The organism is Pseudomonas sp. p50(2008) (genome assembly GCF_015351605.1).
Taxonomy (GTDB): Bacteria; Pseudomonadota; Gammaproteobacteria; order Pseudomonadales; family Pseudomonadaceae; genus Aquipseudomonas.
In genome coordinates this window covers 529,161-548,917 of sequence record NZ_JACMYF010000006.1, presented here as the reverse complement: position 1 = coordinate 548,917, position 19,757 = coordinate 529,161, and the positions used below count along the sequence as shown (strand labels likewise).

General features: G+C 59.7%; 18 protein-coding genes. 9 read left to right on the top strand and 9 right to left on the bottom strand.

What is annotated here, in order from left to right:
* Positions 1 to 105 precede the first annotated feature (105 nt).
* Positions 106 to 1,596 carry an aldehyde dehydrogenase family protein gene (locus H7698_RS19685; protein WP_162440817.1) on the bottom strand — a complete coding sequence of 497 codons (1,491 nt, stop codon included), beginning with the start codon at positions 1,594 to 1,596 and terminating at the stop codon, positions 106 to 108.
* 490 nt (positions 1,597 to 2,086) lie between these two features.
* Between H7698_RS19685 and peaA the strand changes: the two genes are divergently transcribed.
* The 4 genes from peaA to peaD all read left to right on the top strand — a co-directional run bounded on the left by peaA (position 2,087) and on the right by peaD (position 6,646).
* Entirely contained in the window at positions 2,087 to 3,667 is a 1,581-nt protein-coding gene (gene peaA / locus H7698_RS19680) for a quinohemoprotein amine dehydrogenase subunit alpha (protein ID WP_194692542.1), read from the top strand.
* A gap of 81 nt (positions 3,668 to 3,748) precedes the next feature.
* Positions 3,749 to 5,179, top strand: a complete 1,431-nt coding sequence (peaB, locus tag H7698_RS19675; RefSeq protein WP_194692541.1) for a quinohemoprotein amine dehydrogenase maturation protein — start codon at positions 3,749 to 3,751, stop codon at positions 5,177 to 5,179.
* Position 5,180: 1 nt separating this feature from the next.
* Entirely contained in the window at positions 5,181 to 5,504 is a 324-nt protein-coding gene (qhpC, locus tag H7698_RS19670; protein ID WP_162440820.1) for a quinohemoprotein amine dehydrogenase subunit gamma, read from the top strand.
* A gap of 23 nt (positions 5,505 to 5,527) precedes the next feature.
* Positions 5,528 to 6,646, top strand: a complete 1,119-nt coding sequence (gene peaD, locus H7698_RS19665; protein WP_162440821.1) for a quinohemoprotein amine dehydrogenase subunit beta — start codon at positions 5,528 to 5,530, stop codon at positions 6,644 to 6,646.
* 141 nt (positions 6,647 to 6,787) lie between these two features.
* Here the strand turns inward: peaD and H7698_RS19660 are convergent, their stop codons facing one another.
* Both H7698_RS19660 and H7698_RS19655 read right to left on the bottom strand, forming a co-directional pair.
* Positions 6,788 to 7,189 (bottom strand): lysozyme inhibitor LprI family protein, encoded by a 402-nt coding sequence (locus tag H7698_RS19660; RefSeq protein ID WP_194692540.1) that lies wholly within the window; start codon positions 7,187 to 7,189, stop codon positions 6,788 to 6,790.
* A gap of 57 nt (positions 7,190 to 7,246) precedes the next feature.
* Entirely contained in the window at positions 7,247 to 7,537 is a 291-nt protein-coding gene (locus tag H7698_RS19655; RefSeq protein WP_194692539.1) for a hypothetical protein, read from the bottom strand.
* A gap of 239 nt (positions 7,538 to 7,776) precedes the next feature.
* Here H7698_RS19655 and H7698_RS19650 point away from each other — a divergent pair, with 239 nt between their 5' ends.
* Both H7698_RS19650 and H7698_RS19645 read left to right on the top strand, forming a co-directional pair.
* Positions 7,777 to 8,265 (top strand): SRPBCC family protein, encoded by a 489-nt coding sequence (locus H7698_RS19650; RefSeq protein WP_162440824.1) that lies wholly within the window; start codon positions 7,777 to 7,779, stop codon positions 8,263 to 8,265.
* Between the two features lie 7 nt (positions 8,266 to 8,272).
* Positions 8,273 to 9,073: an aminoglycoside phosphotransferase family protein gene (locus H7698_RS19645; protein WP_194692538.1), complete on the top strand. Its 801-nt coding sequence runs from the start codon at positions 8,273 to 8,275 to the stop codon at positions 9,071 to 9,073.
* A gap of 406 nt (positions 9,074 to 9,479) precedes the next feature.
* Here H7698_RS19645 and inhA read toward each other — a convergent pair whose 3' ends face one another.
* Positions 9,480 to 10,157 (bottom strand): isonitrile hydratase, encoded by a 678-nt coding sequence (inhA, locus tag H7698_RS19640; protein WP_194692537.1) that lies wholly within the window; start codon positions 10,155 to 10,157, stop codon positions 9,480 to 9,482.
* Between the two features lie 90 nt (positions 10,158 to 10,247).
* Between inhA and H7698_RS19635 the strand changes: the two genes are divergently transcribed.
* Positions 10,248 to 11,231 carry a GlxA family transcriptional regulator gene (locus H7698_RS19635; RefSeq protein WP_194692536.1) on the top strand — a complete coding sequence of 328 codons (984 nt, stop codon included), beginning with the start codon at positions 10,248 to 10,250 and terminating at the stop codon, positions 11,229 to 11,231.
* On the opposite strand, the gene H7698_RS19630 is transcribed toward H7698_RS19635, so the two are convergent.
* From H7698_RS19630 to idi, 5 genes are all read right to left on the bottom strand, one after another.
* Positions 11,200 to 12,099, bottom strand: a complete 900-nt coding sequence (locus H7698_RS19630) for an alpha/beta fold hydrolase (protein WP_194692535.1) — start codon at positions 12,097 to 12,099, stop codon at positions 11,200 to 11,202. The two genes, H7698_RS19635 and H7698_RS19630, sit on opposite strands and share 32 nt — an antisense overlap.
* Positions 12,100 to 12,128: 29 nt before the next feature.
* Complete coding sequence (locus tag H7698_RS19625; RefSeq protein ID WP_194692534.1) at positions 12,129 to 12,512, bottom strand: hypothetical protein; 384 nt, start codon at positions 12,510 to 12,512, stop codon at positions 12,129 to 12,131.
* Positions 12,513 to 12,778: 266 nt separating this feature from the next.
* The gene (locus tag H7698_RS19620; protein ID WP_194692533.1) at positions 12,779 to 14,605 is read right to left on the bottom strand and encodes a glycoside hydrolase family 15 protein; all 1,827 of its coding nucleotides are present in this window, start codon (positions 14,603 to 14,605) and stop codon (positions 12,779 to 12,781) included.
* Complete coding sequence (locus tag H7698_RS19615; protein WP_194692532.1) at positions 14,598 to 15,398, bottom strand: glucose 1-dehydrogenase; 801 nt, start codon at positions 15,396 to 15,398, stop codon at positions 14,598 to 14,600. Before H7698_RS19615 ends, H7698_RS19620 begins: the two co-directional genes overlap by 8 nt.
* A 186-nt stretch (positions 15,399 to 15,584) precedes the next feature.
* A complete protein-coding gene (idi, locus tag H7698_RS19610) occupies positions 15,585 to 17,141 on the bottom strand; it encodes an isopentenyl-diphosphate Delta-isomerase (RefSeq protein WP_194692531.1) in 1,557 nt (518 codons plus the stop codon).
* A 322-nt stretch (positions 17,142 to 17,463) separates the two neighbouring features.
* On the opposite strand from idi, the gene H7698_RS19605 reads away from it, so the two are divergent.
* Positions 17,464 to 18,636 (top strand): MFS transporter, encoded by a 1,173-nt coding sequence (locus H7698_RS19605; RefSeq protein WP_194692530.1) that lies wholly within the window; start codon positions 17,464 to 17,466, stop codon positions 18,634 to 18,636.
* A gap of 233 nt (positions 18,637 to 18,869) precedes the next feature.
* A complete protein-coding gene (locus tag H7698_RS19600) occupies positions 18,870 to 19,604 on the top strand; it encodes a thioesterase II family protein (protein WP_194692529.1) in 735 nt (244 codons plus the stop codon).
* Positions 19,605 to 19,757 lie beyond the last annotated feature (153 nt).

Sequence of the window (19,757 nt, the reverse complement as noted above, 5' to 3'; positions counted from 1 at the left end):
TTACCGCTAGCAGGCTAGCTCCCACATGGGTTCTGCGTCGTTGGAACCCATGCGGGCCTGCTCCGGGCGGCGCTTTGACGAAAGCGGCTTACAGCCCGCCACCCATCAAAGCTTGATCAACACCGACTTCAACTCCGTGTAATGCTCAATCGCCGCATACCCCATCTCCCTCCCGACCCCCGACATCTTGTAACCGCCAAACGGCAGTGCCGGGTCCAGCGCGCTGTGACAGTTAACCCACACCGACCCCGATTTGATCCGCGGAATCATTCGGTGCACCGCCGCCAGATCATTCGACCAGATACTCGCGCCCAGCCCATACGGGCTGTCATTGGCCATGCGCAATGCATCGGCTTCATCATCGAAGGGAATCGCTACCAGCACCGGACCGAAAATCTCCTCCTGCACCAGCGAGTGCTTCTGATCGACATCAACGATCACCGTTGGCTTGACGAAAAACCCCGGTCCGAACTGCTCGCCACCGCAGGCAATCGTCGCGCCGCTTTCGCGCCCTTTCTCGATGTAGCCATACACCCGCTCCTGCTGACGCGCAGAGATCAGTGGGCCCATCTCGACGCTCGGATCAAGTCCGTTACCCAACTTCATGGCATTGGCAATGTCAGCGATGTCCGCCACCACATTGTCGAAATGCTTGCGTTGCACATACAGCCTGGAACCGGCGCAGCACACCTGGCCCTGATTGAAGAAAATCGCGCTGGCGGCACCCGCTGCGGCACTCTTCAGATCGGCATCGCCCATCACGATGGTCGGTGATTTACCGCCCAGTTCCAGCGTGACCCGGGTCATCGAGTCCATGGCAATCTTGCCGATCTGTTTGCCCACGGCGGTGGAGCCCGTGAAGGTCAGTTTGTCCACCAATGGGTTGTGGGTCAGCGCAGAGCCAGCCGTAATGCCGGTGCCGGTGACCACGTTGAATACGCCTTCGGGATAGCCGGCTTCCAGCACCAGCTCAGCGAGTTTCAGCGCGGTCAGCGGCGTTTCATCGGCGGGCTTGAGCACCACGGTGCAACCGGTCGCCAGCGCGGGACCGAGCTTCCAGCAGGCCAGGAGCAACGGGAAGTTCCAGGCGACGATGGCACCCACCACGCCGACGGCTTCGCGACGAATGAAACTGTGGAACTGATCGTTCGGCATCAACGGCAACGACACTTCAACGCTGGAGCCTTCGATCTTGGTCGCCCAACCCGCCATATAGCGCAAGAAATCGATGGCCAGTTGCACGTCCATCACCTGCGCAACCGCAGCGCTCTTGCCGTTGTTCAGGCACTCCAGTTGCGCCAGCAGTTCGGCGTCCCGCTGCATCAGGTCGGCGAGTTTCCATAACAGGTTCTGCCGCTCACGGGGGCGAGTGCGGGTCCAGGTCGAATCATCGAACGCATGGCGGGCAGCAAGCACCGCGCGGTCGACATCTTCCGGCGTGGCACGTGGCACCACGCACAACACCTCTCCTGTGGCCGGGTTGTGCAGGGGCATGGTCTGGCCGTCAGCGGCCTCGACCCATTCGCCGCCAATAAGCATGCGCGGCGCACGCTGGATGAACGCCGAAGTGGCAGGAAGCAGAGCAGGAAGCGACATGATGAAACCTCGTCTTGTTCGTGTGACGAGGTCATTCGCAACGGTTGTGCCAGTTGTGTTTATTGGGCCTACATGCCTGGTTTTAGCGGGGGAGGCGGGCGGTCTGCACAGACCCGGAGGAGCAACGGCCGTCGCAAATTGCGACGCGATGAGACAAACAGGATCAAAAAAAACCGCCTCTGGCCGCTACCGCATCGCCCCCCTGTAGGAGCCCCCGCAGGCTGCGATCTTTTGATCTTGATCCTATGCTTGTCTCAGAGTGCAACAGATGTCGCGATATTAAACGCAACACGCCATCTGCCACCCGCTGATAGCACTACAAAAATTCCACAACCAACTGATAAACAACACTATTCATAAGCTGGCACGCTCCGTGTATTGCTCATCGCAGACGTTTCTCTTGCCTCCGTCAGCGTTCACCGCCGGCGGCAGAAACCATAAAAACGATAAGCCACAAAAATAAGAAAGCACCGTGCGAGGTTCGACGTTGATGAAGAGAAAACTCCGATCAGGCCTGAGTGCCAGCCTGCTGGCCGTGGCCACCTGTATCGCGCTGCATTCGCCTTACAGCCTGGCAGCTCGCGATGCCCAGACCATTCTCAAGGAAACTTGCCAGGGCTGTCATACCCCTGAAGCCGATAACGCGCTGAGCCGCATCAGCCACCAGCGCAAAACGCCGGAAGGCTGGCTGATGAGCATCGCCCGGATGCAGACCATGCATGGCCTGCAGATCAGCGATGACGACCGCCGCACTCTGGTCAAGTACCTGGCAGACACCCAGGGCCTGGCGCCAAGCGAAACCGATGGCGTGCGCTACGCACTGGAACGTCGGCTCAATACCGTCGAGAAATTCGACGACCAGACCAGCCAGATGTGCGGTCGCTGCCACTCCGGCGCGCGGGTTGCCCTGCAACGGCGTCCGGCCCAGGAATGGGAGCGTCTGGTGAACTTCCATCTCGGCCAATGGCCGTCCCTCGAGTACCAGGCCCTGGCCCGGGACCGTGACTGGTTTGATCTGGCCCGCAAGGAAATGGTGCCGCTGCTTGCCAAGCGTTACCCGCTGGACAACCCGGCCTGGAAAAAGTGGCTGACGACGGCGCCAAAAGCCGAGGCGCTTGTCGGCGACTGGAGCTTCAGCGGCCACTTGCCCGGCAAAGGCGAACTGGCCGGGATCATGAGCGTGACGGCGGATGGCAACGACACCTTCAAGGTCAGCGTCAAAGGCCAATACGCCGATGGCAGCCCGTTCAATGGCGACGGCAGCGCAATTCTCTACACCGGCTATGAATGGCGCGGCAACGTGACCATCGACGGCGTAACCATGCGCCAGGTGTTCGCCGCCCAAGGCAACGCCATGCAAGGCCGGATGTTCGAGGCAGAGCATGATGAACGCGGCCTGGATTTCGTCGCCGCCAGGCAAGGCTCCAATCGTTTGCTCGCGGTGCAACCGGGTTATCTGAAGGCTGGCAGCGAAAGCGAAGTCACCGTGATCGGCAGCGGTCTCAGCGGCAAACCGAGCTTCGGCAAAGGTGTTGAAGTGGTCGAAGTGCTGGAGCAAAGCCCCGAGCGAATCAGAGTCAGACTCAAGGCCGCCGCCAACGCCCAACCAGGCGTGCGCGCAGTCACGGTTGGCACGCTGAAAGGCCCGAGCCTGTCGGTGTACAGCAAGATCGATGCAGTCAAGGTCGTGCCTGAATTCTCGGTTGCACGGATCGGCGAGGGCGGCGGATCGACGCCGAAAGTCCAGGGCCGTTTTGACGCTGAAGCCTGGGGTAAGGGTGCCGACGGCAAGCCGTACCGCATCGGTGTATTCCCGGCACAGTGGAAAGTCGAAGCCTTCGACGACCGCGCCAGGGAAGACGAAGACGTCAAGTTCGCCGGCACCATGCAGGCCGACGCGGGCGTGTTCACCCCAGGCGATGCCGGGCCGAACCCGCAGCGCAAAATGTCCACCAATAATGCCGGCAACCTCAAGGTGATCGCCGCCGTCGACGACGCAGGAAAATCCCTGACCGGCGAGGGCCACATGATCGTCACCGTGCAACGCTGGAACAATCCACCCATTCCATGAGTTGGCTGACCCAAACGGTTTTAGACACTTTTTCGGAATGACCGCAGCCCCCGGAAGCGGGGGTTGCACAGGAGGTTTGCAATGGGCGCTATCTTGAATCTGGTTGAGCGAAATCTGCATGAAGTGCACGTCGATGCCGACCGCATGCTGTTTCACATTCCCAGCAGTTCGCTGTTCGCCAGTGACGAACTCACCGGCACCATCATCGACACCTTGCGCGGTCCCGGCTGCTCGTCGGAAGACCTGATCGAGCGTCTGGCGGCGCGCTTCAACGGCGAAGAAATTACCGAGACCCTGCGCGAGTTGATGTCCCTGGAACTGGTCAGCGACGGTTCACCGCTGACCCCGGACATCGGCACCAAACGGGTCGAACGCACCGCGATCAACACCGTGGTGCTCAACGTCAACACCGGCTGCAACCTGAGCTGCACCTACTGCTACAAGGAAGACCTCGACAAGCCGTCCGCGGGCAAAAAAATGGATGTGGAAACCGCCATCGCGTCGGTGGAAATGCTGCTGCGCGAATCCCCGGACGAAGAGCGTTTTACCGTGGTGTTTTTCGGCGGCGAGCCTTTGAGCAATCGCAAGCTGATCGAGTACATGGTCGACTACTGCGAAAAGCGCTTTTCGGAGGCGGGCAAGTTCGTCGAATTCGTCATGACCACCAACGCGACGCTGCTGACCGAAGACACCGTGGACTACCTCAATGCCCACCGTTTCGGGCTCTCGGTGAGTATCGACGGACCCAAAACCGTGCACGACCGCAACCGCATCACCGTCGGCGGGCAGGGCACCTATGAGGTCGTTCGGCGCAAGGCTGAAATGCTGCTGTCGCGCTACAACAGCCGTCCGGTCGGCGCACGCGTCACCCTGACCACCGGCGTCACCGACGTCGAAACCATCTGGGATCACCTGTTCAACGAACTGGGGTTTGCCGAGGTCGGTTTCGCGCCGGTGACTTCCGGTGACATCAGCACGTTCAACCTGTCCAGCGACGAGCTGATCGAAGTCTTCGCCAACATGAAGAAACTCGGCCGACGCTATCTGGAAGCAGCGCTGGAGCACCGCAACATCGGGTTCTCCAACCTGCACCAGCTGATCACCGACATCCACGAAGGCCATAAAAAAGCCCTGCCATGCGGCGCGGGCCTGAAGATGCTGGCGGTGGATCACAAGGGCGAACTGAACCTGTGCCACCGTTTTACCGGTTCGTCATTACCGACCTTCGGCAACGTCCACAGCGGCGTCAAACAGGTGGAATTGAACGACTTCCTGTCCCAGCGTCTGGACCGTACCAACACCGGTTGCGAGGACTGTCAGATCCGTAACCTCTGTTCCGGCGGCTGCTACCACGAAAGCTACGCCCGTTACGGCGACCCGACCCACCCGACCTACCACTACTGCGAACTGATGCGTGACTGGGTCGATTTCGGCATCGAGGTCTACACCCGGATCATGGCCCACAACCCTGCGTTTATCAGCAGCTACATCACTCCGCGCAAGGCTCACTGATATGAAACATCTCAAGGCAATCAACAATAAAGCGTTGAAAATGGATCTGGCCGCGGCCGAAAACCGTATCGAAGAAGTGGTGGCGATGAGTTCCATCGCCGGCTGCGCCTCGACCACCGACCCCGGTTGGGAAATCGATGCGTTTGGCGGCGTGTCCTCGCTGTGTCAGCCGATGGAAGCCGATCTTTATGGGTGTTCCGACCCTTGCTGGTGGCCGGCCCAGGTGCCCGACATGATGAGCACCTACCCGGACTGGAACAAGGATGCCCAGGCGTCCAACGATAACTGGCGCAACCTCGGGACTGTCTTTCCAAAAGACAAGTGATCGGTCAACAGAAGGATTTCAGCATGCCTCGCATCAATGCCTGCGGCCTGGCCGCATTTGCCGTCCTGAGTGCCTGTTCGCTCACTGTCATGGCCGATGAGAACACCGCGCTCGAAACCGGTCACGAATACATGGTGACCACCAACTACCCGAACAACCTGCACGTCATCGACCTGGCCACCGATACCCTGTTGAAGACCTGCAAGATGCCCGATGCCTTCGGTCCAGGCACCGTGCAGCTATCGCCGGACCGCAAGACTGCCTATGTGCTGAACAATCACTACGCGGACGTCTACGGGGTCGAGCTGGACAGCTGCAAACAGGTGTTCCACGCCAGCATCACCCAGAAGCCGGGCGAAAAGGCGAAGTCCATGTTCGCCTTCACCCTGAGCCATGACGGCAAGGAATTGTTCGCCATCGCCAACCCCACCTTGATGCTCAACGACCGCTACGAAGTGCAGCAGCCACGGCTCGATGTGTACGCCACCGATGCCGGAATGGACGCAAAACCCGTGCGCAGTTTTCCGGCGCCGCGGCAGTTGACCATCATGCAGAGTGGCGATGACGGCACGTTGTATGTGGCAGGTGCGGACGTCTACAAGGTTGATGTGAAAACCGGCAAGTTCGATGTGCTGATTCCCAGCCGGCACTGGAAGCGTGCGAACTACAGCGCGCCGGATGTGCTGTACGTATGGAACCAGCAGACGTATCGCCATGACTTTTCGCTGCTCTACACCGCCGCGAAGTTCAAGGATAAAAAGCAGGACCCGGCCACTGCCGACTACCTGTACGGACTGTTCAGCATCGACCTGAAAACAGGCAAGACGGAAACCACCGATTTCGGCCCGCTGACAGAAATCTACTTCAGCGGCATGCGCTCGCCGAAGGATCCCAACCTGATGTTCGGCGTGCTCAACCGACTGGCCAAGTACGATATCAAGGAGAAGAAAATGCTCCAGGCGGCGACGCTTGATCATTCCTACTACTGCATTTCCTTCAACAAGGAGGGCAGCAAGATCTACCTGTCCGGAACGTTCAACGATGTGGCGATCTTTGACCCGGAGACCATGAAACAGATCGGCAGTATCAAGCTGCCGGGTGGGGACATGGCGATCACCACGGCGCAAGTGTTTACTCGTTAACGACGGCGTCTGATCCGACGCTATCGTCGGAACGCCGCCCGGAGCAAGCGGTGCTCCCACGGTGATCAATGATGTTCACAAAATTGTGATCACACTGAAGACCCACTGTGGGAGCTAGCCTGCTAGCGAAGGGGGCCTGGATCAAACCCCCGGCACCGGACAACTCATATCCCCCTCCTGGCACTTCAAATAATTCTTGAACGTCTCCACCCGCGCCTTGGTTAACCCGGTAACGCAATTGCTGTAGATCAACGGGTACACACTCCCGCCCTCAACTGAGGACGCCGAAAACTTGCACTCCGCATCTCGAAACGCAATCCACGAACGCTGAGCACCGATCAGTAACTTCTTGCCGTCCGGGTTGCTCTTCAAGCGCGTGGTGATCTGCTGATACAGCGTATTCAGTTCCTTGTCCGCCGCCTTGTTCTGCTGCGCTGCGCACTGATTCATCGTGGCCTGGTCAGTGGCGTTGTCGCAATCCACGGCAAAGGCCGCGTGAGTGAACAGCAAAGGCGTCAGCGCCAGGAGAAAGCGTGGGGTCATGGGGATTCTCGCTGTGACATCAAAAAGTGGAAGGCAGTGTAACGAACGCTTGCACGGTCAGTTGCCGGTATAGCCGCGCAAACGCATGCAATCGTTAACCAGGTCGATCTGCTTCTCGGCCACCACAATCCCGTCACCCACCCCGGCCCCCACGGCTGCAGACATACTCTTGTCCGAAGGCGTGCTGCTGTAACTGGCCGTCGCGGCCTTGGCCTGGTACTCGCACTGGAATTTATCCTTATCAACATCCGCCTGAGTCGCGCCCGGCCTGCTCCAGTGATTGACGGACGTGGTGCAGGCGGTGAGGCACACGATTGATAAGCAGGTAAGGATTCGAGTCAGCGGCATTATTGGCGTCCCGAGCTTGGGTTTAGCGTTGAGGCGAACGTTTCGAGTCTAGACCCGTTCTCACGGGGTTGCGGATTCATGCCGACGGGCGAGGCGGTACTTTTCCAAGTAAATCCGGAACTTACCCTGAAATCACAGCTGAGCATTTCATACAGGGTTGATTGCAACGGCCTGTTGGTACAACTTTAGGGTGGGTCTTGTGGTCTTACAGGCCTACTGTTCATTACAGGAGGTGGCATATGAACCCAGCATCAGATCGCATCGAAAGGAAAATCCTGCTCAAAGTGCCGCGTTCGCACGTTTGGCGGGTGATCGCCCATGCTGAGGCATTCGGGCAGTGGTTTGGCGTGTCACTGGAGGGCAAGCGCTTTGTCGCCGGTGAATGGACCCAAGGGCAGATTACCTACCCCGGCTATGAGCACCTGCTGTGGAACGTGCTGGTGGAGCGGGTCGAGCCGGAACGGGTGTTTTCGTTTCGCTGGCATCCCTACGCGGTGGAGCCCGATGTCGACTATTCCCAGGAGCCCACCACGCTTGTGTTGTTCGAGCTTGAAGACATGGATGAAGGCACGCTGCTCAAGGTCACCGAATCGGGTTTCGATCATATTCCCCAAGCCCGTCGGCTCAAGGCGTTCCGTATGGACAGCCGTGGCTGGGATGAGCAGATGAGCAATATCGAAGAGTTTTTGAAGACCAACGCCAAACTCCACGCCCGTCAGGAAGAGTAAAGGCTGCATGTTTGAACCCTGGTTGAAACGCTGGGCGCTGGTGCCGGACGGAGAGCCGATCATCACGCCTGGCAGCCGCTTGTTACCGGTGCGGATGGGCTCTGCACCGGCGATGTTGAAGATTGCGATGGATGCCGACGAACAGGTCGGCAACCAGTTGATGACCTGGTGGGACGGCGAGGGCGCCGCACCGGTTTTCGCCCATCACGAGCAAGCGTTGGTCATGGAGCGGGCGATGGGCTCGCGTTCACTGATGCGCATGGCGCTCGAAAATCAGGACGACGAAGCCAGCCAGATCCTGTGCGTGGCGCTGTCCCGGCTGCATACACCCCGATCCTTGCCTGCGCCGCCGCTGGTGCCCCTGGCGCTTTGGTTCAAGTCGCTGCGCCGGGCGGCTGATCTGCAGGGTGGCCCGTACGCCTTGTGCCTCGCCACCGCCGAAGCGTTGCTGGCCGACCCGCAGGATGTGGTGGTACTGCACGGGGACATGCATCACGACAACGTCCTGGATTTCGGTCCGCGGGGTTGGTTGGCCATTGATCCCAAGCGCGTGATCGGTGAGCGCGGATTCGATTACGCCAACCTCATCTGTAACCCCGACCTGCCGACGGCCGCTGATCCTCGCCGCTTTCATCGACAGATAGACGTTGTGGCAGACGCCGCCGGCCTCGAACGCCATCGATTGCTGCAATGGGTGTTGGCGTTTGCCGGACTGTCGGCCGCCTGGTTTCTCGAAGACAACGACACCGTGAGTGCAGAAGCTCAGCTACAGGTCGCGAAATTGGCGTCTTGTGCACTTGAGGCATAAGGCCATTAAGGGGGTTCGGAAGCAGGGTTATAGCGAATGTCTTACACGCGATGGTAGTGATATCGTCTGTTACAAATTGGATCCGATGCGTATTCTGACCCCATCAACCGAGGCACAGGAAGTGCCTCGGGATCATGGATGATCGACCATCAGCAAGGAACGCTACCGACAGGGAGTCGACATGGTCTTGGGAAAACCCGCTTCGGCGGGTTTTTTTTCGTCTGCAGGAAAGTCCACTCGCTCACACCTGCGAAAGACCACTTTTAGCAGCTGCCGAAGGCTGCGTCCGACTGCGAAGCAGTCGCTCGATCAATCAACACTGTCTTCCAGATAGGTCGCACTCAACCCAAGCGCGACTGCTGCGCAGTCGGACGCAGCCTTCGGCAGCTGCTACCAGGTCAGCGGCTCACAAACTGGCCGCCACCCGCTCAGTAATCAATGTCCGTTGCTCCAGCGATTGCGCCGCACGCCGATGAGCCTCCGCCAACACAGCAGCAGGCGCAGTTTGCGGGCTGCCTGAAGCAAACGGTGGCGCCGGCGCATACTCCAGCTGCAATTGCACCAACTGCGCCGTGTCCTGATCAAACAATTCCGCCGCCAGTGTCAGGGCAAAGTCGATCCCGGCCGTAATCCCGCCACCGGTCAGCAAATTGCCATCGCGTACCACCCGGTCGTTTACCGCAATCGCCCCCAAAGGCTTCAACAGTTCGTGGTAAGCCCAGTGAGTCGTAGCGCGTTTGCCCTTGAGCAACCCCGCCGCGCCCAACACAAGCGCTCCGGTGCACACGGACGTCACATAACGCGCATTCGCCGCTTGAGCCTTGATGAACGCCAGCGTCACTTCATCTTCCATCAACGGCCCGACACCACTGCCGCCGGGAATACAAATCACATCCAGCGCCGGGCAATCGTCAAACGTGGTGGTCGGATTCAGCACCAGTCCGGTACTTGCAGTGACCGGCGCCAGATCCTTCCAGACCAGATGCACCTTCACATCAGGCAACGAAGCCAACACGTCATAGGGCCCCGTCAGGTCCAGTTGTTGAACCTGGGGAAACAACAGAAAACCGATCTGCAACGTCATGGTGTTTTTCTCACGCAGTGGGGTGGACGGCTTGATAGTAGACTCGTAGGATCTGGCGTATACGCCAATAACCCCACGAATTACGCCAATATGCCCAAGACCATTCATGTGCTCGCGTTCGCCAATGTGCAACTGCTCGACGTCACCGGGCCGTTGCAAGTGTTCGCCTCAGCCAACGACATTGCGCGCCAGCAGGGTTCGCCGCCGCCCTACGCACCGACGGTGATTGCCAGCGGTGGCGGGGCGGTCATGTCGTCCGCGGGATTGGCGCTGTTAGCTGAACCGTTGCCCGAACAGGCCAGCGATACATTGGTCATCGCGGGTGGCTGGGGTGTCTACGCCGCGGCAGAAGATGAAGCGCTGGTCGCCTGGGTGCGTGCGCAGGGCGTTGGATGCCGTCGGGTGGCCTCCGTGTGCACCGGCGCGTTCCTGCTCGCGGCCAGCGGTTGGCTCGACGGGCGTCGCGTGGTCACTCACTGGACCCGTTGCGAGCAACTGGCGCAGACGCATCCCCGCCTGCACGTGGAGCCCAACCCGATCTTCATCAATGACGGCCCGGTCTGGACGTCCGCAGGTGTCACCGCAGGCATCGACCTGGCGCTGGCCATGGTCGAGGAAGACCTCGGCCGCGCCATGGCCATGGAGGTCGCCCGGCAACTGGTGGTGTTCCTCAAGCGCCCCGGCGGTCAATCGCAGTTCAGCGTGACCCTGTCCTTGCAAAAGGAAGACAGCCGATTCGACGAGCTTCACGCCTGGATCAGCGAAAACCTCACCCTCGACCTCGGCATCCCGACACTGGCCATGAAGGCCGGCATGAGCGAACGCAGCTTCGTCCGTCACTACCGCGCCGACACCGGCCAGACGCCCGCACGGGCCATCGAACTGATCCGCGTCGAAACCGCCCGCAGACTGCTCAGCGACACCGGCCTGCCCATCAAACGTGTGGCAGTCCAATGCGGATTTGGCAGCGAAGAAACCCTGAGGCGCAGCTTCCTGCGATCAATGGGCGTCACGCCGCAAGCCTATCGGGAGCGGTTCTGCGTCAGCGCTGCAGCAGATCCAGTAACGCCTTGAGCGTTACCTCGGGCGCTTCCTCGGGAATGTTGTGTCCAACCCCCGCTAGAATTCGCCGCTCATAGGGACCGCTGAAGTGCTCAATGTCCTCGTCGACTTCCGGCGGCGGACCAACGCCGTCGTCGGCGCCGCACAGGGAAATCGTCGGTACGCTGATGACCGGCTGATGAGTCAGCGCTTGCTCCATCCACTCCAGCGCCGGATCGCCGTCTGTATACATGAAACGATGCCGGTAGGAATGAATGACCACGTCGACAAAATCCGGATTATCAAAGGCTGGCGCACTGTTAACAAACAGCGCCGGGCCAACTGTCCAGCTTGGTGACCACAAGCGCCAAAGCAGTTCACACAGCGCCCGACGGTTCCGCGCCAAGCCTTCGGCACCTCGCGGAGTATGGAAGTAGTACTGATACCAGAGCCGATGTTCCTGTACCGGATCCATTGGCCGGGTCGAGTTCGGAATGTCCTGGAGGTTGTAACCGTCGCCGGTCACCAGGCAACGAACCCGCTCCGGCCACAGCGCCGCCACGATACATGCCGCGCGTCCACCCCAATCGTAGCCGCACAGTGCCGCCTGTTGAATGGCCAGGGCGTCCATCAGGTCCAGCAGATCCTGAGCAAGTGCGGCTTGCTGGCCGGAGCGCAAAGTGTCGGGCCTGTTGAAACGAGTAGGACCATAGCCGCGCAAGTAGGGGACGATGACGCGGTAGCCTTTTGTGGCAAGGACCGGGGCGATTTCGTCATAGGCACGAGGCGAATAGGGGAAACCGTGGAGAAGAATGACCGGGTCACCACTAGCGGAGCCGTGCTCTTCGTAGGCGAGCGAGAGCATCGATGTTTGGATGATCTTGATGGGAGTTCCACTCATGCCAGCCTCCGCAATTTTTCCAAGCCTTCTCAGGCTTCCGCCACCTGATTAAAATACTTCGACCGGTCCGGCGTGAACGTCACCACCATGGCGGTCCGCGAACAAGTCAGTTCCCGCTCTTCACTCAGATCGATATTCAAATCTTCCCCGCGCAATCCCTGCCATTGGGCCAGGTATTTGAGAGATCCGTATTTTTCGAGCTTCTTCAAACTGCGACTGACGCCACCTTTCCAGCCCAGCACCGGCAGTTCACCGGCGAGGCACTGGTTGGCGAGTTCGGGAAAGCGCGCCGCGCGTTGGCGGCCGACCTCCCAGCATTTGATCAGGCCTTTGTCGTGGTCTTCCCACAATTGCTCGCGGTTCAGACCCGTTCGTAGTGGAGAGTCGATGCTGCGCTGAATGTGTTGGCTCATTCGGGTTCCTTGAATCGGGTGGTGTTGGACAGCTCCGCTGTGCCCGTTGAGCGTGGATGTTAGGTGGGGTTTTGGGCGCTGGCAACCTGCTATCTGCGCTGCATAGAACGATCAATTCGCGGATGTCGTTTAGCCGTTGTAGGAGCAAAGCTAGCTCGCGAAAGCGTCGTTTCAGTCGATATCAATCGCGAATGACAGTTCGCCATCGCGAGCAAACCCGGCTCTCACAATCAACTTGTAGGGCAGGCTACAACAGCAACCCAAATCTACGGCTGCCAACTGGTCTTCTCGCCACTCAACCGCCGATCCAGAAAACTCGCCGCGCTGATCAGCGCCAGATGCGTCAGCGCTTGAGGCGTATTGCCCAGATGTCGCCCGCGGCTATCAAACTCCTCGGCATACAACCCCAATGGATTGGCGTACCTCAGCAACTGCTCGAACTCCAGATGCGCCTTTTCCACCTGGCCCGCCCGCGCCAGGCATTCAACGTACCAAAACGAGCACGCCGCAAACGCGCCCTCGGTCCCTTCGAGACCATCAATGCGGGCGTCGTCGTTGCGATAGCGGTAAACCATCCCGTCACGCACCAGGGTCTTTTCAATCGCTTCCAGCGTCGAAAGCCAGCGTGGGTCCTTGGCGCTGACGAAGCGTACCAGTGGCATCAACAGCATCGAACCATCCAGCGCGGTGCCGCCAATATGCTGGACGAAATGCCCGCGTTCTTCGTTCCAGAAGTTTTCCCAGATATCCGCGTAGATCGCCTGGCGTGTCTCATCCCAACGGGCGAAAGGCGCAGGCAGCGAGCGTTTCGACGCCAGACGAATGGCCCGGTCCAGCGCCACCCAACACATCAGTCGCGAGTGCAGGAAATGGTGTTGCTCGCCGCGCATTTCCCAGATGCCGACGTCTTTTTGCTGCCAGGTTTCACACACCTGATCGACGACTTTCACGGCGTGCTTCCAGCCTTCGTGGGAAATAGCGTCGCCGTATTTATTGACCAGGTACACCGCGTCCATCAGCTCGCCGAAGATGTCGAGCTGAACCTGATCGTAGGCCTGATTGCCGATCCGCACCGGCTTCGCATCCCCGTGACCGGTCAAGTGCGAGAGTTCGGTTTCCGGCAGTTCCTGACGACCATCGACGGCGTAGAGGATGTTGAGTTTCATGGGTTTACCCTGGCAATCGCTCACCCGCCCACGCAGCCAGCCCATGTAAGCGTTGGCTTCCTCGACGAAACCCAGGCGCATAAAGGCATACACCGTAAAAGAGGCATCACGGATCCAGGTGTAGCGATAGTCCCAGTTGCGCTCGCCACCGGGGGTTTCCGGCAGGCCGAAGGTCGCGGCGGCGAGGATGGCGCCATGTTTGCGCGACGTCAGCAACTTCAGCGCAAGGGCCGAGCGGTTGACCATTTCCCGCCAGCGCCCTCGGTAATTGGACTGGGCGCTCCAGTCGCGCCAGAACTTCAGGGTGCGTTCCATGCACATCTCAGCGCCACCCTCCTTGAAGCGCGGGTCGTCCAGGCCACCGAGCAGAAATTGCGCGCTCTGGTCCTGTTCAAGGGTGAACTGCGCCACCGCCGCACCGTCCTCAACGCGCAGCACCTGGTCCGACGACAAGCGCAGGGAGGGCTGACCGGCGGCTTCGAATGCCACGTCTTTTTCCTCCATGCGCGCACGGGTATCGGCACGCGCATAGTCGTGCCGCACGGCGCAGCGCATGTGGAATGTCGCTTGTCCACTGACCACCCGAACCCGGCGCATCAACACCGGCAGATCGTCCTCACTGTCGCCGATGGGCAACAGGTCGGTGACCTCGACCACTGCGCGGTCGCTGAGCCAGCGGGTTTGCAGGACGTTGGTGTCCGGCAGATAAATCTGTTCACGGCGAGCGTCAGGCAGGTCCGGTGCCAGTTGAAAAATGCCGGCCTCGGGTGTGTCCAGCAATGAACAGAAAATCGACGGACTGTCGAATTCCGGCCAGCAGAAAAAATCCACGCTGCCTTTGTCATTGACCAGTGCCGCGCTGCGCATGTCGCCGATGATGCCGTGGGCGTCGATGGCGCTTTGTCGTTCGGGATGATGATCAGCCATTGCCGCGAAACTCCGGATAGAGGCTCATGCCGCCATCGATAAAAAGGGTGGTGCCGACGATGTAGTCGGACGCATCGGAGGCAAGAAATACCACCGCATTGGCGATGTCCTCGACGTCACCAATGCGGCCATAGGGAATGAGTTTGAGCAGTTCCGGCGCGGCGTCGTCTTCGGTGGCGGCGCGATTGATCGCCGTGCGGATCGCCCCCGGCGCGATGCCGTTGATGCGGATGCGCTGGTGGCTGACTTCCTGGGCGAGGGTCTGCATCAGCATGTCGATCCCGCCTTTGGACGCGGCGTAATTCACATGGCCGGCCCAGGGAATGCGTTGGTGCACCGAGCTCATGTGAATGATCTTGCCGGCCGCGCGGGACACGCCCTCGCGAACGCCTTGTCGATTGAAAATGCGCAGGGCAGCGCGAGCGCAGAGAAACTGGCCGGTGAGGTTGACGCCAATCACCTGGTTCCAGTCGGCAAGGCTCATGTCCACCGCCGGAGCGTCCTTCTGCATGCCTGAATTGGCCACCAGAATGTCCAGCGAGCCAAACGCTTCGAGGGTCTGGGTGAACAAGCGTTCAACGTCTTCTTCGTTGGAAACGTCAGCGCCAATGGCCATGGCGCGACCGCCTTCAGCGATGATCTGCCGGGCCAGTTCCTCGGCGGGGGCGGCCTGGGAATTGTAGTTGAGCACCACGGCGGCACCGGCAGCCGCTAATGCTTTGGCGGCACCGGCACCAATGCCGGAACTGGCGCCGGTGACGAGGGCGACTTGTTGGTCGAGCGTTATCAACATGAACGTTAGCGCCTTGAGGTGAGGGCTTAACTAGCTGACTGGCGCTCTCCCTCCAGAGTTCACGTCGAAAAATGAAAAGACCTTCACAGTCCGGTTGATCCCGGCCATTGTTAACCCTGTTTTCGGCTCCACCCAATAGCCACCGACGTTCAAGTGTGGAGCAGTAGCCGCCCTGGTTCACATCGGTCAGACATGGTATCGCGCGCTATGTTTATGCCACTCCAGGTTTCCAGCGATCCACGCCTTCAGGCCTGTGAGGTAACGCTTGAGCAACGGTGACGCGTCAGCCAGCAGGGAGTGCTCGGCTGCTTCGTAATCGGCCATTACGTCATCATGAATATCAGCAATTCGATCGATCGCCTGTTGCAGGGTGCATTGGTGTTCATTGGCAAGTAGATAAGGCAGTTTGAATGCTCCGACTTCGTTGATGTGCTCCTTGTAGGCAGAATAGAGATCGTTGACCAGCGTCGTTGCGAGGGACGCGAGTGCGGTGATGCGATGGACCTCAGGCTTTGAATACAGGTTCGCGGGTACCTCGTAACCACCCACCGGATCGATCAGTACCAGGCACGGCCAGAAGCTGTTTACCTGCCTGCTTGCCAGGTATTGCGCAATAGTGGGTTTGGTGCCGTGCATGCGCCATGAGCCTTCGGCGGCCATGGTCACAAACATGGCGATGCTTATCTGGCGAACTCTGGCAACTTGCGATGGGGTGCAAAACTGTTCAACCCGCTTCATGTAAGCGCGCAGCCCCACCAGAACCGGGTCGCTGTCGAGTTGGCGCTCCAGTTCAATGTCGAATGGCCGGGGCAGGTAGACCGGGTCCATGGCAGCGATGGCAAACGACAGGCGAGGGGCGACCGTTTTGGGGCTACAGCCAAGTGAGCGGTCATCGCAAAAATGGTCATCTACGGCGAACAGGGCCGCCAGGCATTGCCCCTGTAGCAGGAGACGATCAGGGTCCTGCGTATCCGCGTGACACAGCATCGCGTAGCGACCGAAATCCGAATCCCGAATCTTTTCAAGCTTGCCGGCGAAGATTCCGATTTCCTTGACCCACATCATCAACCGGTTATTGACCTCTCTTCCGAGCGCTTCGTCGATTCTTAGTGGCGCCGGACAGCGGAGTGGGCGCACTGCGAAAGGTGCAAGGGGCTGCTCGGGAACACTTGTCCCAAGGGATAATCGGTCAGTCATGACGTTCTCCTGCCTCTGCCATTTTTTCCAGATGTTCAAGTCTTCTGGTCCATTGGTTTCAAATATCCGGCGAAACCAGACACTGAACATGTCGGGGGCCGCTGCAATGAGAACGGGAATTTGCGAAGGCTCTACCCACTGCCAGCTATGGGCTTCTTCAGAATTGGCGACCGGATCTTGATGACTGATGCCGGCGAAGACATGATCGAACTCATGCTCGATGAGTTGATTTGAAACCTGCTCGTGGTACAGCAATGTGGCGACTTTGCTCAGTGAACAGGTGATGCCCATCTCTTCGTGCAACCGACGTTTCGCGGCTGCAATCGTCCGTTCGCCTGGGCGGGGATGGCCGCAACAGGTATTCGTCCAAAGCCCTTGGGAATGGTATTTGCCAAAAGCGCGTTGTTGCAGCAGGACACGCCCACGGCTATCGAATATGAAAATCGAGAAAGCACGATGCAGCAGGCCTTGTTGATGAGCCTGTAGCTTGGGGGCGGTACCGTGTTTTCGGTCATGGGCATTGACGAGGATGAGTAACTCTTCCATAGCTCGACTCCATTGCGTCTTCGCTACTTGGCGTTACTACTGACCGGACGACGTAGGAAAAATCAGACGTGTGTTTTCGTTTTTAAACTAGTTGGCAGGGCGTGACGTTACAAGCCCCTACTTAGATTCTTTAGGTGTTAGCCGCAGCTGTAATTCCCATCTACAGGATTATGTGATTTGTACAGTTTTTGCGCGGCCACGCATCGACGCGCGGGTGTCCGGCGTCGCACCCTGTGGTGTTCACATTCAACCAACAATTGCGCACTTTCGCACCGCTCTGCCTTTGTGGCACCTTGCAGGCCTTTGTCGAGACGTCCACTCCATGGCCAACCCCTACCGCGACCTGTTCAAAGCCCCTGGCAGCAAAGCCTTCGTGCTGGCCGGCATGATCGCGCGCATGCCGATCTCCATGACCGGTATCGGCCTGATCACCATGCTCTCGCAATTGCAGGGCGGCTACGGATTGGCCGGCGCCGTCGCCGCGACGTTCGCCTTGGCCACGGCTTTTTGCGCGCCGCAAGTCTCGCGACTGGTGGACCGTTTCGGCCAGCGCCGGATCTTGCCGGTCGCGGCGCTGATCGGTGGCGGGGCGCTGTTGATGGTGTTGCTCTGCACCCGTTTGCAGGCACCACACTGGACGCTGTTTGTGTTCGCCGCTCTGGCCGGTTGCATGCCCAGCATGTCGGCCATGGTGCGTGCACGCTGGACCGAGTTGTATCGCGGCCAGCCCGAGCTGCAAACCGCCTATGCCCTGGAGTCGGTACTCGACGAAGTCTGTTTCATCGTCGGACCGCCGCTGTCCGTAGGATTGTGCGTGGTGGTGTTCCCCGAAGCCGGACCGTTGGCCGCGTTGCTGATGCTGGCGATCGGGGTCACGGCATTCGTGCTGCAACGGGATACCGAACCCGCCATTCATCCCCATGACGCGCACCATCAGGGGTCGATCATTCGTTCCGGTGAGCTTCGGTTGCTGGTGCTGCTGATGGTCGCCATGGGCACCATTGTCGGCGTCATCGATGTCGTCAGCGTGGCGTTCGCCCAGCATCAGGGCCAGCCGGCCGCCGCCAGTATCGTGCTGTCGGTGTACGCCATCGGTTCGTGCATGGCCGGGTTGGCGTTCGGTGCTTTACGCTCGAATGTGCCGCTGCCGCGACTGTTCCTGTACGGCGGCATAGCGACGGCGGTGACGACCTTGCCACTGTTGCTGGCGACGAACATTTTCGGGCTGTCACTGGCAGTGTTCATCGCCGGACTGTTCTTCGCACCGACCTTGATTGTCGCCATGGCCCTGGTTGAACAAATCGTCCCACCGGCCAAACTCACCGAAGGCCTCACCTGGCTGGTCACCGGCTTGAGCATCGGCGTGGCGATCGGCGCCGCCAGTTCAGGCTGGCTGGTAGACGCGTTCGGTGCCCCCAGCGGATTCTGGGTGGCCATCGCCGCCGGCGCCGTGGTCCTCGGCTCGGCCATCCAAAGCTTCCGCCACCTGAAATAAGCCAGCCCCCTGAGACAGGCAAATATCAAACCTCAGCAAACACACAATCTGCGGCGAGGGAGCTTGTCGAATCGTCGCACCGTCCCGCTCGGCTGCGCAGCAGTCGTAGAAATGTTGGGGTTGCTGCACAACCCAGCGGGAGCGAGCTCCCTCGCCACAGGTTCTGTGTCCGCCTACTAATTCCACGCGCCCCTCATCCGTTCTCTAATCAGACAACTTTCGAGGTAAGCCCGGTGACCCAGCTGACATTGCTGTGCCTGCCCTATTCAGGCGCGAGCGCCATGGTCTACAGCCGCTGGCGGCGCAAGCTGCCGGAATGGATCAAGCTGCAACCGGTGGAGCTGCCGGGGCGTGGCGCGCGCTATGGCGAACCGCTGCACACCGACATGCGGCGCCTGGCGCTGCAACTGGCTCGTGAGCAACTCGCTACCCTCAAACCACCGTATGCCTTGTTCGGCCACAGCCTGGGCGCATTACTGGCCTGTGAAATGGCCCACGCCTTGCGCTCATTGGGCGGCCCTGAACCGGTGGCACTGTTCGCCTCGGGTACCGCCGCTCCGACGATGCGCGCCGACTACGACCGGGGGTTCGCCGAACCGAAAACCGATGCCGAGCTGATCGAACAACTGCGCACCCTCAATGGCACCAGCGAAGAAGTGCTGGCCAATGAAGAGCTGATGAGCCTGACGCTGCCAATCCTGCGTGCCGACTTTCAACTGTGCGGACGTTTCGAACCGCTCCAGCGCCCACTGCTCAAGTGCCCGGTGCACGTGCTCGGCGGCAAGACCGACCGCGCCACCCCCTCGCAACTGATCGGCTGGAGCAAGGAAACCCACGGCAGTTTTTCAGTGGACATGCTCGCCGGCGGTCACTTCTTCATCCATGAACACGAAGCCAAGGTGTTGCGGCTGATCAAGGACCAGCTCGACATCCACCACCGGCGCCACGCCATGACCGCCACCGCCTGACCCACCTTCCAACATCACCAAAATCCCGTGTAGGAGTGAGCCTGCTCGCGATTACGGTGTGTCATCCAACACATATATTGACTGACCCACCGCCATCGCGAGCAGGCTCACTCCTGCACTGATCGCGGCATACCACCAAACCTGCAGGAGCAA